The organism is Lentzea sp. HUAS12 (assembly GCF_024125735.1).
Lineage (GTDB): Bacteria > Actinomycetota > Actinomycetes > Mycobacteriales > Pseudonocardiaceae > Lentzea > Lentzea albida.
In genome coordinates this window covers 2811542-2824453 of record NZ_CP099738.1, presented here as the reverse complement: position 1 = coordinate 2824453, position 12912 = coordinate 2811542, and the positions used below count along the sequence as shown (strand labels likewise).

15 protein-coding genes are annotated in these 12912 nt (G+C 72.0%); 10 read left to right on the top strand and 5 right to left on the bottom strand.

Annotation, left to right across the window (positions count from 1 at the left end; all coding sequences use genetic code 11):
- Nucleotides 1–137: 137 nt before the first annotated feature.
- The 3 genes from ND450_RS12345 to ND450_RS12335 are packed head-to-tail and all read left to right on the top strand — an operon-like array spanning nucleotide 138 to nucleotide 3147.
- On the top strand, nucleotides 138–1205 hold the full coding sequence (locus tag ND450_RS12345; RefSeq protein ID WP_253326277.1) for a TetR family transcriptional regulator: 1068 nt from the start codon (nucleotides 138–140) through the stop codon (nucleotides 1203–1205).
- Nucleotides 1202–1798 (top strand): transcriptional regulator, encoded by a 597-nt coding sequence (locus ND450_RS12340; protein ID WP_253326276.1) that lies wholly within the window; start codon nucleotides 1202–1204, stop codon nucleotides 1796–1798. The genes ND450_RS12345 and ND450_RS12340 overlap by 4 nt, the downstream gene beginning before the upstream one ends.
- Entirely contained in the window at nucleotides 1786–3147 is a 1362-nt protein-coding gene (locus ND450_RS12335; protein ID WP_253326275.1) for a PEP/pyruvate-binding domain-containing protein, read from the top strand. The genes ND450_RS12340 and ND450_RS12335 overlap by 13 nt, the downstream gene beginning before the upstream one ends.
- Here ND450_RS12335 and ND450_RS12330 read toward each other — a convergent pair.
- From ND450_RS12330 to ND450_RS12320, 3 genes are all read right to left on the bottom strand, one after another.
- Nucleotides 3144–3473 (bottom strand): hypothetical protein, encoded by a 330-nt coding sequence (locus ND450_RS12330; RefSeq protein WP_253326274.1) that lies wholly within the window; start codon nucleotides 3471–3473, stop codon nucleotides 3144–3146. The genes ND450_RS12335 and ND450_RS12330 overlap by 4 nt on opposite strands.
- Nucleotides 3474–3484: 11 nt before the next feature.
- Nucleotides 3485–4573 carry a hypothetical protein gene (locus tag ND450_RS12325; RefSeq protein WP_253326273.1) on the bottom strand — a complete coding sequence of 363 codons (1089 nt, stop codon included), beginning with the start codon at nucleotides 4571–4573 and terminating at the stop codon, nucleotides 3485–3487.
- A gap of 292 nt (nucleotides 4574–4865) precedes the next feature.
- Complete coding sequence (locus ND450_RS12320; protein ID WP_253326272.1) at nucleotides 4866–5468, bottom strand: histidine phosphatase family protein; 603 nt, start codon at nucleotides 5466–5468, stop codon at nucleotides 4866–4868.
- Between the two features lie 198 nt (nucleotides 5469–5666).
- Between ND450_RS12320 and ND450_RS12315 the strand changes: the two genes are divergently transcribed.
- The 7 genes from ND450_RS12315 to ND450_RS12285 all read left to right on the top strand — a co-directional run bounded on the left by ND450_RS12315 (nucleotide 5667) and on the right by ND450_RS12285 (nucleotide 11662).
- Nucleotides 5667–6113 (top strand): hypothetical protein, encoded by a 447-nt coding sequence (locus tag ND450_RS12315; protein WP_253326271.1) that lies wholly within the window; start codon nucleotides 5667–5669, stop codon nucleotides 6111–6113.
- 66 nt (nucleotides 6114–6179) lie between these two features.
- Nucleotides 6180–6506, top strand: a complete 327-nt coding sequence (locus tag ND450_RS12310) for a lycopene cyclase domain-containing protein (RefSeq protein ID WP_253326270.1) — start codon at nucleotides 6180–6182, stop codon at nucleotides 6504–6506.
- Nucleotides 6499–6816 carry a lycopene cyclase domain-containing protein gene (locus tag ND450_RS12305; RefSeq protein ID WP_253326269.1) on the top strand — a complete coding sequence of 106 codons (318 nt, stop codon included), beginning with the start codon at nucleotides 6499–6501 and terminating at the stop codon, nucleotides 6814–6816. Before ND450_RS12310 ends, ND450_RS12305 begins: the two co-directional genes overlap by 8 nt.
- Nucleotides 6803–7495, top strand: a complete 693-nt coding sequence (locus tag ND450_RS12300) for a class I SAM-dependent methyltransferase (protein WP_253326268.1) — start codon at nucleotides 6803–6805, stop codon at nucleotides 7493–7495. The genes ND450_RS12305 and ND450_RS12300 overlap by 14 nt, the downstream gene beginning before the upstream one ends.
- Nucleotides 7492–9015, top strand: coding sequence for an FAD-dependent oxidoreductase (locus ND450_RS12295; RefSeq protein WP_253326267.1), 1524 nt, complete (start codon nucleotides 7492–7494; stop codon nucleotides 9013–9015). Before ND450_RS12300 ends, ND450_RS12295 begins: the two co-directional genes overlap by 4 nt.
- A complete protein-coding gene (locus ND450_RS12290; RefSeq protein WP_253326266.1) occupies nucleotides 9012–10223 on the top strand; it encodes an NAD(P)/FAD-dependent oxidoreductase in 1212 nt (403 codons plus the stop codon). The genes ND450_RS12295 and ND450_RS12290 overlap by 4 nt, the downstream gene beginning before the upstream one ends.
- Nucleotides 10220–11662, top strand: coding sequence for a cryptochrome/photolyase family protein (locus tag ND450_RS12285; RefSeq protein ID WP_253326265.1), 1443 nt, complete (start codon nucleotides 10220–10222; stop codon nucleotides 11660–11662). Before ND450_RS12290 ends, ND450_RS12285 begins: the two co-directional genes overlap by 4 nt.
- 31 nt (nucleotides 11663–11693) lie before the next feature.
- On the opposite strand, the gene ND450_RS12280 is transcribed toward ND450_RS12285, so the two are convergent.
- Nucleotides 11694–12557, bottom strand: a complete 864-nt coding sequence (locus ND450_RS12280) for a MerR family transcriptional regulator (RefSeq protein WP_253326264.1) — start codon at nucleotides 12555–12557, stop codon at nucleotides 11694–11696.
- Nucleotides 12554–12841 carry a WhiB family transcriptional regulator gene (locus ND450_RS12275; protein ID WP_253326263.1) on the bottom strand — a complete coding sequence of 96 codons (288 nt, stop codon included), beginning with the start codon at nucleotides 12839–12841 and terminating at the stop codon, nucleotides 12554–12556. The genes ND450_RS12280 and ND450_RS12275 overlap by 4 nt, the downstream gene beginning before the upstream one ends.
- Between the last annotated feature and the right edge of the window lie 71 nt (nucleotides 12842–12912).

The following is a 12912-nucleotide window of genomic DNA, read 5'->3' as shown; positions in this document are numbered from 1 at the left end:
TCCTTTCCTGTGGTGCTTCCAGCTTCGGCGGGATCGAACGGACCGTCCAAGACCTGCTGCGTCGTGCTCGATACCCTCAGGGCATGACATCTCCGATGTTGATGTAATCTGAATGGCGACAACATCTGGAGGGTGTGATGGCACGGCTGACTCGGGTGCAGCAGCAGGCGCGGACGCGGGCCGCGGTGCTGGCGGCGGCGCGGGACGAGTTCGCCGAGCACGGGTTCGTGCCGGCCAAGGTCGACCGGATCGCCGAGCGCGCGGAACTGACGCGCGGCGCGGTGTACTCGAACTTCCCGAGCAAGCGGGCGCTGTACCTGGCCGTGCTGATCGACCTGGTCGAGAGGGCGGCGGAGCCGCGGGCGACGGTGTCGCCGTCCTCCCGGGTCGACGCGCTGGGGGTGTTCGCGCGGGTGTGGCTCGAGCGGTTGCCGCTGGTGGGCGACCCCGCGCCCGGCGGTCGTCTGCAGCTCCGGTCGCTGGACGGCGTGTTCGAGGACGGGCACGGTCCGGCGGTGCTGGCCCAGGTCGCGCGCCTGGAGGCGTTGCTGTTGGCCATCGCGCTCGAACGGGGTGCTCCCGAGCGGCGGGTGCGGCTGGCCGAGACGGTGCTGACCCTGCTGGACGGCGCCGGCCACCGGGCCGGGACGGCGCCGGGGTTCGGTGACCCGTTCGACGTGGCGCACGCGTGCCGGCACCTGGCGTACATCGATCTCGAGGACGTCTGGGCGCCGCCGCACCTGCCGTACGTCGCACCGGCCGTCGCCTGCGCGGACGCCTGGACCGCGCCTCAGGGGCTCGTGGACCAGATCAGCGGCGCCGAGGTCGACCTCGCGAACGGGCTGGTGGTCGTGCTGGGTGCGGGCCGTCTCGGTGCGGCCGAGGAGGCCGTGCGGGCCGCCAAGCCCGGTGAGCAGGTCGTCGTGGCCGTCGTGACCGGGGACCGGGAGGAGACCGGTCGCCTCGTCCGGCTCCGCGTCGCCGACGCCGTCGGGTGCCTGCGGCGGGTGTTCGGGGCCGACGTCTGGCAGCACGTGCGGCTCGTCCTCGACGACGAAGCGCTGGTGGCGTCCGCGATCGGCATCACCGACGCCGACGACGAGACCGAGGCCGCGGTGAGCGTGCGCGACGGCGTGGTCGTCGCCCGTGCCCGCGGACGCGGTGCCGGCCACGCCGCGGGCGCGCGCAGGCGGGAGGCGCTGTGAACTCGCCGGTGCTGCACGCTTTGCGGTGCGTCGGCAGCACGGGGCTCGCCCGCGTGGCGTCGTTCACGGGGCTCACCGAGTCCGATGTGGAGTCCGACCTGATCGACCTCGCGGTCACCGGGCACGTGACGCACGTCTTCGGCGGGTGGTCCCTCACCGAGGCGGGACGCGCCGCCGCCACCGCCGCGACCGAGGGCGAGTTGGAGCCTGCCGGCACCCGTCCCGCGCTGGCCGCGGCGTTCGACGAGTTCCTCGTGCTCAACCCCGAGCTGCTCGACCTCTGCACGGCGTGGCAGATGCGGTCCGCGGACGGAGTCACGACCGTCAACGACCACAGCGACACCGCCTACGACGCCCGTGTGCTCGCGCTGTTCGCCGACCTGCACGAACGTGCCGTCGTCGTCATCGCCGCGCTGGCCGCCGCCGTGCCCCGGTTCGGCCGCTACGAACCGCGCCTGACCACAGCGCTCACCCGTGCACAGGCGGGCGAACTGGCCTGCCTGGCCGACAGCGTGGACTCGTTCCACACGATCTGGGCGGAGCTGCACGAGGACCTGCTCGCGACGCTGGGGATCGCGCGATGGGGTGGGTGAGGCACCTGTCGGGCTCGCTGGCCGACCCGCCGGAAGTGCTGGGCGGCAAGGCACACGGGCTCGTGCTGCTGCACCGGCTCGGCCTGCCCGTGCCCGCCGGGGTCGTCGTCACCACCGACGCGTGCCGGGCGTTCCTCCGCGACGGCGAGCTCCCGGCAGGCCTGCTCGACGAGCTGGTCACCGCCGTCGGCACCCTGGGCGCGCCCGCGGTCTCGGTGCGTTCCGGCGCGGCCGTCTCCATGCCCGGCATGATGGACACGGTCCTGAACCTGCGTCCCACACCGGAAACCCTGGCGCAGGCGCTGAAGTCCGTCTTCTCGTCGTGGCACACACCGCGCGCCCGCACCTACCGGACCCTGCACGGCATCCCGCACGACCTGGGCACGGCCGTGGTCGTGCAGCGCATGGTGCTCGGCGACCGCGACTCCGCCAGCGGTTCCGGCGTCGCGTTCAGCCGTGACCCGACCACGGGCGAGAACGCGCCGTTCGGTGAAGTCCTCTTCGGACGCCAGGGTTCCGCCGTCGTCTCCGGCCGGTCGCTGACCGGGCCACTGCGCGAACTCGACCGCGAACCCGTGGTGCGGCAGGGCCTGTTGGCCGCGCTGCGCCGCCTGGAACAGCACTACCGCGACGCCTGCTACGTCGAGTTCACCTTCGAGTCGGGGGAGCTGTGGCTGCTGCAGGTGCGGCCGGGCGGGTTCACCGGCGCCGCCGCGGTCCGCCTCGCCGTGGACCTCGCCGACGAAGGCGTGCTGACCCGTGCCGAAGCGCTCGTCCGCGTTGCGCCGCACCACCTCCAGCACGTCCGCACACCGCGGATCGCTTCGGATGCCGACGTCATCGGACGAGGGCTGGGCGTGTGCCCGGGAGTGGCGGTGGGCAGGGTGGCGGTCACCTCGGACGACGCGGTGCGCCTCGCCGCCGAGGGCCCGGTGGTGCTGGTGCGGCCGGAGACGTCACCGGACGACATCCGCGGCCTGGCGGCGGCCACCGGCATCGTCACCGCGCGCGGCGGCCCGGCCAGCCACGCCGCGGTCGTGGCCCGCTCGATGGGCAAACCGGCCGTCGTGGGGGTCGCCGACCTCGTCGTGGGCCCCGGCTCCCTCGCGTTCGCGGGCAACGACATCGGCGTGGGGGCGACGATCACCATCGACGGGACCAGCGGCGACGTCGTGCTCGGCACGCCGCCCGTCGTCACGGCAGGGGCGGACGAGCACCTGCGCCGGTTGCTGGGGTGGGCGGACGAGGTGTCGGGGGAGTGCTCGGAGCGACCCGAGGCCGAACGGCTCGCCGCCGCACACGCCGTGCTGGGTGCCAGGCCGTCGCCGGGGCCCGGGAATGCGGCCTAGCGGTCGTCCCACGGAGAGGTGACCGACTCGTCCCAGTCGTCCTCGGCCGGAGCTCGCGGCCGCTCCGGCGGTGGGTCGAGCACGCTCGCGGCCCCTGCCAGCGCGGCCTCCGCCTCGGCCCGCTGCTCGGGCGACGTCGCCTCCACGGTCGCGACCGCGTCCGCGACCGCCTGGGTGATCATCTCACCGTACGCGGCACTGTTCCCCGCGTCCCGCAACGACATCCGGCCGGACAACACCTCGCGCGCCATCTCCGCGGCCGGGTCACGCGGCGCGCCGGTGGACAGCAGCCGGAGCACCGACCGCAGCACGCGTTGCTCGTCCACCGGGGGAAGGTTCACAGCGGCGACCCCGGCGAGAGCAGCAATGCGGGCGGCCGCAACTGGCTGATCCGGCGGTACTCCACCGTCGCGAGCCACGCCGAGACGCGGTCGTAGAACTTCGAGACCTCGGTCTGCTTCTCCGACAGGTACTCGTACGCCTGCCTGAACTTCTGGATCCAGTAGTAGAGGAGCCCGAGCAACGCCGCCCACATCGCGGGGTTCGCCGCACGGGTCAACGCCTTGCTGGTCAGCGCGAAGGCGATGGCGGCATCCACCATCTCGCTGACGGCGGTGGTGACGATGGTGCTGAAGGCACGCACCGCCGTCACGGCGTCCTGGTACCGCTTGGCCACCTCCTGGCACACCGGAGCGAAGTCCGTTGCGGCGTCAGCGAGGGCGAGCAGGTACTCGCGGGCCTCGTTGCCGGACCGCCCCTCCCACACCCACTCGGACCCGGCGCCCGCGTTGGCGATGTTGCGCCCGATCCCCTCCGCGGCCCTGCCGATCTGCGTCCACACGACCGAACAGCGCTGGAACCCCGCCCAGTCACCGGTGAGCCAGGTGAACGCCTCCTGGAACGGGTCCTTGCCGACGATCCACACCGCCGTCCCCCGCACCGCCGCGCTGACGCTGAGCAGGTCCTGCCGCCAGTCGTACTCGAACAGCGGCTTGGTGGTGTGCAGCTCCGGGTCGGTGAACGAGTCCGAAGGCTCACCCTTGTCGGCGAACGAGGGCGAGCCGTCCGAACCGCCGTACCGCCGCGTGAAGTTGGGAAGCGGCCCGTCCAGCGCCCGGAACAGCCGGTCGAACTTCTGCTTCTCCTCACCGTCCAGCTTCGCGAACGCGTCGGAGGTCTGGTCGACGGCCCGCGCCGCGCGGTTCGTGCGGTCGGCCAGCTCCTTGATCGCGCCGCGCATCAGCTGGAAGATCCGCTCGTGGTGACGCGCCGCCAGCGTGTCGAGCAGCACGCCGTGCTCCACCCAGCTCAGGTCGCCGTACTTGGCGACGTGCTTGGCACCGCTCTCGGCGTCGGACCCCGCCCGGTGCAGTTGTGCGGCCATGAGCTGGACGCCGTCGAAATCCATCCGGAATTCGTCCGCCACCTGGCAAGTCCACCACCGGTAGGGGAGCGGTACGAGCTGCCTACGGGGCAAGGAGGGCTACGCCGTCCGCCTGTGGGGGTTGGGTGCGGGCTTGCTCGGGATCGTGGCTGGCGCGCGTGGCTGGGAACGCGAGTGGAGGCGGTGGAGGTTGCGGCCGTTGCCGTTGCCGTTGCCGTTGCCGTTGCCGTTGCCAGCGCCTGCCATGCCTATGCCACCGATGCCCAGCGGCCGCCACCCGGCATCCGGCGGCACCGCCCCCGCCGAGCCGCCCCATCCCCCTGCCGAGCCCCGGCTAGGGCCGCACACCCGGCCCGAACCCCGTCCACCGCAACTCCTCCGGCAGGTGGCTCATGTCGTTGTACACCAGCAGAGCCGGCGGAGTGCCCTCCCGGAACTGCAACACCGTCAGCCCGGTGTTGCCGCAGCTCATCGCCAGCCACCGGTCCGGCGGGGCGCCGAGGGCGTGGCGCACCAGCCACGCCACCGGGTACGCGTGGGTGACCAGGACCTCGTGCGACTCGGCCGCCACCGGGCGGGCGAAACGGGTGGTCAGGGCGTCGGCCAAGGCAGCGCCCGCGGCTGCCTCGGCGGGGTCGTAGCCGTCGAAGAAGCCCGCCCAGGCGGGTGGTGGGTCGGGCGGCACGTGGGGCACGTGGTCGACCAGTTCCGGGGCCTCGTCCACCAGGACGCCCGGTAGGTGTTCGCCGAGGATCTCCGCTGTGCGGGTGGCTCTCGGGAGGGGCGAGTGCCACACGACGTCGATCGGCAGGCGGGACAGGCGTTCGCCGAGGAGGTGGGACTGGCGGGCGCCGGTGTCGGTCAGGATGCCGAACGGGTCTGCTGCGCCGTGCCTCACCACGTGGAGGTGCCGGGTGGCCATTTCACCGTCTTCCATGTTGACGACATTCGGATGTTATCAACATCTGGAGTTCATAGGGGTATCGAATGCGCTGCGTCGGACGGGTGAACTGCGGACCACTCGTCATGCAGCGGGCGCGCGGTCGTTTGACCATGACTGAGTTGTGGTTGTCGCAACACGAAATTCCAGGTGCGGGGGCACTGTCGGGGTCGACTGCGAAGGAGGCAGGAGTCGATGCAGCGGCTCGACGACGTGCAGGCCAGGGAACTGACCCTGGCCGCGGTGGGTGCGGTCAACAGGAGTGACCACCCCTGGTCCGCCGAGGCCGTGCGGTGCCTGGCATCGGACGAGCGGACGAAGGTGGTCGCGATCGACACCTGTGCGGCGATCCTGTTGCGCGGGGTGCCGCGCGGGTCGCTCGACCCGTCCGTGCGGATCCCGGTGTCGGCGGCGGCGCCGGACGAGGTGGCGGCTCAGGTGGCTTCGGACGTGGTGAGCGCCCTGGCCTCGGGTCAGGACCAGCGGGTGGGGTTGGTGCTGGCGCGGTTGTCCGAGGAGCAGCAGTACGAGGCGTTGCTGGTGCTGGTTCGTGGTGCCGCCGCGTGGATCGACGCGTACGTGGGCATCGACGGTGACACGGTGGACGCCTACTACGCGATCGCGAAGTCCGACACGACCTGACGGCCGTCGCTCGGTCGTTGTGCAGAGTCACGTCGCCGCCCATACGGTTTTCGTGGGAGGTCGGCGATGCGAAGCCAGTACGAGTACCTGGCGGTGCTGGGCGTGTGCGTGCTCATCACCATGCCGCTGGAGTGGATGGGACGCGGTGTCTACCGCCGCGCTCCCGAGCTGGCCCGCGCGATCGCGCCGGTGCTGGTCGTGCTCGCGGTCTGGGACGTCGTGGCCGTCCTGCGTGGACATTGGAGCTTCCACCCCGGGGCGACCACGGGGTGGTTGGTCGGCGGGGTGCTGCCGGTCGAGGAGATCCTGTTCTTCGTCGCGATCCCGCTCTGCGCGGTGCTGACCTACGAGGCCGTGCGCGGGCGTTCGGGACGTTGGTCGCGGAATGGTTGAGGAGTACTCGTTCGCCGCCATGACCGCGGTGCTCGTGGTGTTGCTGCTCGAGTTCTGCTTGCTGCGCACGGGGTTGTTCCGGCGGCCCGCCTACTGGATCACGATGGTGATCGTGCTCGGGTTCCAGGTGCCGGTGGACGGGTGGCTGACGAAGCTCGACGCACCGATCGTGCTGTACGCGGACTGGGCGATCAGCGGGGTGCGTGTGCCGTGGGACATCCCGGTGGAGGACTTCCTCTACGGGTTCGCCATGGTCACGGCCGTTTTGTTGTTGTGGGAACGGGGAAGGCTGGCACGTGGACAAGCTTGAGGTACCGGGGAAGTTCGACCGCGCCGCACGCGGCTACGACCTCCTCGTCGGGCTCAACCCCGGCTACCACCAGGCGCTGCGGCGCTCCGCCCGAGCGCTCGGCCTGCGTCCCGGCATGCGGGTGCTCGATCTCGGGTGCGGCACGGGCGCCTCGACGGCGGCGCTGGTCGCGGCCGTGCCCGGGGTGGAGATCGTCGCCGTGGACGCGTCGGCGGGCATGATCGAACGGGCCCGGCAGAAGCGCTGGCCGGCGACGGTGAGGTTCGTGCACAGCCGGGCCGAGGACGTGGACGAGGGCGAGTTCGACGCGGTGTTCGCCGCCTACCTCGTGCGCAACCTGCCCGAGCCGGACGGCACGCTGAAGCGCATCCGGAGTCTGCTCAAACCCGGCGGAACGCTGGTGCTGCACGAGTACTCGGTGCGCGACTCGCTGATCAGCACCGCGGTGTGGACGGCGCTGTGCGCGTTCATCGTCCCGGCGGGGTGGCTCGTCACGGGCGACCGCTCGCTCTACACCTACCTGTGGCGCAGCGTGATGGACTTCGACGGCGCGTCCGCGCTGCGAGACCGTCTGCGGCGCAACGGTTTCAGCGGCGTACGCAGTGCGCCGCTGCCCGGTCTGCAACTCGGCGTGGTGCACACCTTCCGCGGCCACGTGCCGGAACAGGAGCAACGGTGAGGGATCGCAAGGCGGTGCGGATCCCGGCGCCGGCCGGGCGTCCGCACTTCGACGGGGACGCACCGGTGGTCGTCGTGGTGGGTGGTGGCATCGCGGGCCTCTCCGCCGCCACGCTGCTCGCCGAACGCGGCGCGCGGGTCGTGGTGTGCGAGCGCGAGAACTACCTGGGCGGACGCGTCGGCGGCTGGAGCACCAGGCTCGCCGACGGCAGCGAGGCCACGATGACGCGCGGCTTCCACGCGTTCTTCCGCCAGTACTACAACCTGCGCGCGCTGCTGAAGCGCGTCGACCCCGCCGGAGGCGCTCTCACCGGCCTGCCGGACTACCCGCTGCAGCACGCCTCCGGCCACCGCGACGGCTTCGCGGACCTGCCGACGACCGTGCCGTGGAACGTCCTCGCGTTCCTGCGCAGCAGCCCCACGTTCCGGTGGCGCGACCTGCCCGGCGTCAACGCGCGGGCGGCGCTGTCGCTGCTCGACGTGTCCGTACCGGAGGTGTACGAGCGGCTCGACGCCCTCGACGCCGCGTCCTACCTGGACCAGATCCGCTTCCCGGAGGCCGCGCACGCCCTGGCGTTCGAGGTGTTCTCGCGCAGCTTCTTCGCGCACCCCACCAGGATGTCCGCCGCGGAGCTCGCGGTCATGTTCCACATCTACTTCCTCGGCTCGAGCGAGGGCCTGCTGTTCGACGTGGCCGCCGACCCGTTCCCGCACGGCCTGTGGGAGCCGCTGCGCCGCCACCTCACCTCGCTGGGCACGACGGTCTGCACGGGTGTCGAGGTGAAGTCCGTGCTGCCGGGGCAGGAGAAGCGGTACTCGGTCACCATCGGCGAGGGCGCGATCGAGGCGGACGCCGTGGTGCTCGCCGCGGACGTCCGCGGCCTGCGGTCGCTCGTCGGGGAGTCGCCGGCGCTCGGTGACACCGCGTGGCGCGACACCATCGGGAAGCTGGAGACCGCACCGCGGTTCCTCGTGTCGAGGTACTGGCTCGACACACCGGTCGACGCCGACCGGCCGGGCTTCCTCGGCACCGGCGGCCACGACCTGCTCGACAACATCAGCGTGCTGAACCACTACGAGCACGAGGCACGGGCCTGGGCCGCACGCACCGGCGGAAGCGTCGTCGAACTGCACGGCTACGCGCTGCCGTCCGATGTGGATGAACAGTCGGCACGCGCCCGGCTCTGGCAGCAGCTCACCGAGGTGTACCCGGAGACCAAGCAGGCCGGTGTCGTCGACGAACGGCACGAGCTGCGCGAGGACTGCCCGCTCTTCCCGGCCGGCGGGTACGGGCGGCGGCCGGCGGTGACCACCCCGGACGAGTTCCTCGTGGTGGCGGGTGATCTCGTGCGGATCGACCTGCCCGTCGCCCTGATGGAACGCGCCGCCACCACCGGGTTCGCCGCCGCCAACCACCTGCTGGGCCGCTGGGGCGTCGCGGGCACCGAGCTGTGGACCGTGCCGGCCGAGGGGCGCGTGCCGCTGCTGCGCTCGGCCGCCCGTCGCTGGAGGACGTTGTGATCGTTGTGGTGGGAGCCGGACTGGCCGGTCTGAGCGCCGCTCTCGAACTGGCCGCGGCGAGCGTTGAGGTCACCGTGCTGGAGGCGTCGGACGAGGTCGGCGGCCGGGTGCGGACCGACGTCGAGGACGGCGTGCGGTTCGACCGCGGCTTCCAGATCCTGTTGCCCGCCTACCCCGAGCTGGAGCGGCTGAACCTGGACCCGTTCCCGCTGAGGCGCTTCCGGCCGGGCGCGTTCGTGCACGACAACGGCAGGCACGACCTGCTCGCCGACCCTCGCAGCGGGCCATCGGCGTGGGACGGGTTCCTGCGCCAGCACGTCCTCGGTGCGCGGGACGTGGCGGCGGTCGCGAGGTTCTCGGCGCCGGACGCCTTCGGCCCGGTGCGGCCGCTGCTGACACGGCCCGAACGCACGACGCGCGAGGCGTTGAGGCAGCTGGGCGTCTCCGACCGGGCCGTCGAGGCGGTGTTCCGGCCGTTCCTGTCCGGGGTGTTCCTGGAACGCGAGCTCACCACCTCGTCGAGGTTCTTCCACCTGGTGTGGCGCAGTTTCGCCCGAGGCGGCGCCGCGGTGCCGGCGCTCGGCATGGGGGAGTTGCCCAAGGCCATGGCCGAGCGGCTCCCCAGGGACGTCGTCCGGCTGGAGACCGCCGTGAAAGCCGTGCACGACAACGGCGTCGACCTGGAGGACGGCGGGCGGATCGCCGCCGACGCCGTGGTGGTCGCGACGGACGGCACGACGGCGGCACGGCTGCTGCCCGGTCTCGCCGAGCCGCGCTGGAACGGCGTGACGACGTGGTACTTCCGCCCGCCGCGGTCCCCGCTGCGCGACGGGTGCCTGGTGGTCGACGCCAACGGCGGCCCGGTCGTGAACACGGCGGTGATGTCGGAGGTGTCGCGCCCGTACTCGCCGCACGCCCCGCTGGTGCAGGCGTCGGTGGTGGGCGAAGCCGGCGAGAAGGCCGTTCGAGAACACCTGAACCGCTTGTACGGCACCGACACCAGCCGGTGGGAGGTGCTCAGGCGGTACGACATCCCGCACGCCATCCCGGCGATGACCGCGCCGCACCGGTTGAAGCAGTCGGTCCGCGCGGGGGAACGCCGGTACGTGTGCGGTGACCACCGCGACACCAGCTCCATCCAGGGCGCGCTGCACTCGGGACGCCGAGCCGCCCACGCCGTGCTGGCCGACCTGCGCGGTGGGCGGTGACGCTCCTGTTGTTCGGCGACCAGCTCGGGCCGCACTTCCACACCGGCCACGACGAGGTCGTGCTGATCGAGTCGGCGGCGGCGCTGCGCCGCAGGCCGTACCACCGCCAGAAGCTGCACCTGGTGCTGTCGGGCATGCGCCACCTGGTCGCCGAGTACCCCGACCGCATCAGGCTCGTGCGCGCCGGCACCTACCGCGAGGCGATCCGTGAGCTGAACGGCCCGCTGGTCGCCTACCAGCCGGGTTCCATCGCCGCGCGACGGATGCTGACCGAGCTCGGTGTCGAGGTGCTGCCCACGCCCGCGTTCGCGCTGTCCCGCGACGAGTTCACGGCCTGGGCGGGGGCGCGCGAGCGGTTCCTGATGGAGGACTTCTACCACTACCAGCGCACCCGGTTCGACGTGCTGATGGAGGGCGACAAACCGGTGGGCGGCCGGTGGAACTTCGACGCCGAGAACCGCGAGCCACCGCCGAAACGCGGCAAGCTCGGCGTTCCGGCGCCGTGGTGGCCGGACGAGGACGAGATCGACGCGCGGGTGCGGGCCGACCTCGACGCGATGGACCTGCCCGCGGTGGGCAGGGACGGTCCGCGCCGGTTCGCCATCACCCGCGAGGAAGCGCTGAAGGCGTTGGAGGTCTTCCTGCGCGACCGCCTCCCGCACTTCGGTCCGCACGAGGACGCCGTCCTGACCAAGGACTGGACGATGGCGCACTCGCTGCTGTCCGTGCCGCTCAACCACGGTCTCCTGCACCCGCTGGAGGTCGTCTACGCGGCGGAGGACGCCTACCGCGGCGGGGACGCGCCGCTCGCGAGCGTCGAGGGGTTCGTCCGGCAGGTCCTCGGCTGGCGCGAGTACGTGTGGAACCTGTACTGGCACCTGGGCCAGGACTACCGGCACCGCAACGGTTTCCAGGCCACCACCCCGCTGCCGGACTGGTGGGCGGAGCTGCGGCCGGCCACGGTCAGGGCGGCGTGCCTGCGGACCGCGCTGGAGGGCGTCCGCGACCACGGCTGGGTGCACCACATCCAGCGGCTGATGGTGCTGGGGAACCACGCGCTGCAACGGGGTTACGACCCGGCCGCGCTGAACGACTGGTTCGTCACGTCCTTCGTGGACGGGTTCCCGTGGGTGATGCCGGTGAACGTGATCGGCATGAGCCAGCACGCGGACGGCGGGGTGATCGCGACCAAGCCGTACCTCAGCGGCGGCGCGTACCTCAACCGCATGACCGACCACTGCAAGACGTGCTGGTTCGACCCGAAGCAGCGCACGGGAGAACGCGCGTGCCCGTTCACGGCGGGGTACTGGGCGTGGCTCGACCGGAACGAGAAGCAGGTGAGCGGCAACCACCGGATGGTCCGTGCCGTGCAGGGCCTGCGCCGCCTGGCCGACCTGGACGACGTCCGCGCGCAGGAACGCGACCGCGAGGTCTTCTAGCGTCAGGCTCGGTGGATCCGGGTCACAAGGCCTAGCGGACGCGCTCCAGCACCAGGTCGATCGCCTCCTGCAAGGACTTCGGCCGGCGCACGGCCGACGGCAGCGGCACACCCTGCCACCCGGACCCCGCGACCGCGATCACGGCGTCCGATCGCGCGCTCAGGTCCTCCAGCGGCACGCGCAGCGCGAGGTCGGTCCGGTGCGCCCAGACCAGCACCACGGTGGGGCGCAGGCGGTCCACGGCGTCGAGCAACGCCTCGGCGGGCACCCGCGCACCCAGGTTGCCCCACATGCAGCCCTCTTCGGACAGCGCCGCACCCAGCGCCTCCAGCGGCAACCAGTGCTGCTCGTCCGGCGCGCAGGACAGCAGTGCGGAGAGCACTCCCGGACTGCTCGCACGGGGGATCCCGCGCAGCGCGTGCAGCACGCTCCCGCTGGCGAGGTGCTCGATCTCCACGCCCTGCCCGCTGGACACGACCAGTTCGCCCAGGTCCACCAGCGCGGGTACGAACACGTCCTCCCACGCGGACACGACGCCGTGGTCGGCGAGGAGCTTCGACGCGAGGCCGGACATCATCGGCTCGTCGAGGCGCTTCGCCGCGGCCAGGAAACCCTGCTGTGCCACGACGGCCTCGGCGGGATCGATCGGGGTGCGCGGGCCGCTTCGCGCGGCGACCGGCTTCTGCCGTGCCAGAACGGCCGCGGCGGCCGCCGCCACGCCCTGGGCGGTCAGCACGACCATCCGGCGCAGCACCTCGACGTCCGCGTCCTCGTAACGGCGGTGGCCGCCGTCGGTGCGGATCGAAGGGCCCAGGCCGTAGCGCTGGTCCCAGGTTCGCAGGGTGGTGGGGGCGATGCCGAGCATGCCGGCCACCGCCCGGGGCGTGTACGTCACGTCCTACGAGCACGTTTCGCGAGAATCGCCCTCAACTCACTTTCTCCGAGTCCGCCCCAGATGCCGAAGGTCTCGTGCACCTCCAGCGCGTGTGAGCGACATTTTTCCATGACCGGGCAGCGCTGGCAGATGGCCTTCGCCGCGGCCTCCCGCGCGTCGCGCGCGGAGCCCCGTTCGTTGGGCGTGTGGAAGAAGTAGGCGCTGTCCATGCCTCGGCAGAGACCGCGGAGCTGCCAGTCCCACGACTCCACGACCGGCTGAGGCAGACGGGACAATTCGGGCATGGCGCACGTCCTCGGATGAGTCGACCTCGATGGTGGGGACCATCGTAAAATCGACTCAGAAACGACGCAAG

Bases quoted from the DNA above. Each gene is read 5' to 3' on its own strand.
- ND450_RS12275 (WP_253326263.1), bottom strand. From the start codon at position 12,841: ATGCCCGAATTGTCCCGTCTGCCTCAGCCGGTCGTGGAGTCGTGGGAC.
- ND450_RS12315 (WP_253326271.1), top strand. From the start codon at position 5,667: ATGCAGCGGCTCGACGACGTGCAGGCCAGGGAACTGACCCTGGCCGCG.
- ND450_RS12305 (WP_253326269.1), top strand. From the start codon at position 6,499: ATGGTTGAGGAGTACTCGTTCGCCGCCATGACCGCGGTGCTCGTGGTG.
- ND450_RS12320 (WP_253326272.1), bottom strand. From the start codon at position 5,468: ATGGAAGACGGTGAAATGGCCACCCGGCACCTCCACGTGGTGAGGCAC.
- ND450_RS12335 (WP_253326275.1), top strand. From the start codon at position 1,786: ATGGGGTGGGTGAGGCACCTGTCGGGCTCGCTGGCCGACCCGCCGGAA.
- ND450_RS12345 (WP_253326277.1), top strand. From the start codon at position 138: ATGGCACGGCTGACTCGGGTGCAGCAGCAGGCGCGGACGCGGGCCGCG.
- ND450_RS12310 (WP_253326270.1), top strand. From the start codon at position 6,180: ATGCGAAGCCAGTACGAGTACCTGGCGGTGCTGGGCGTGTGCGTGCTC.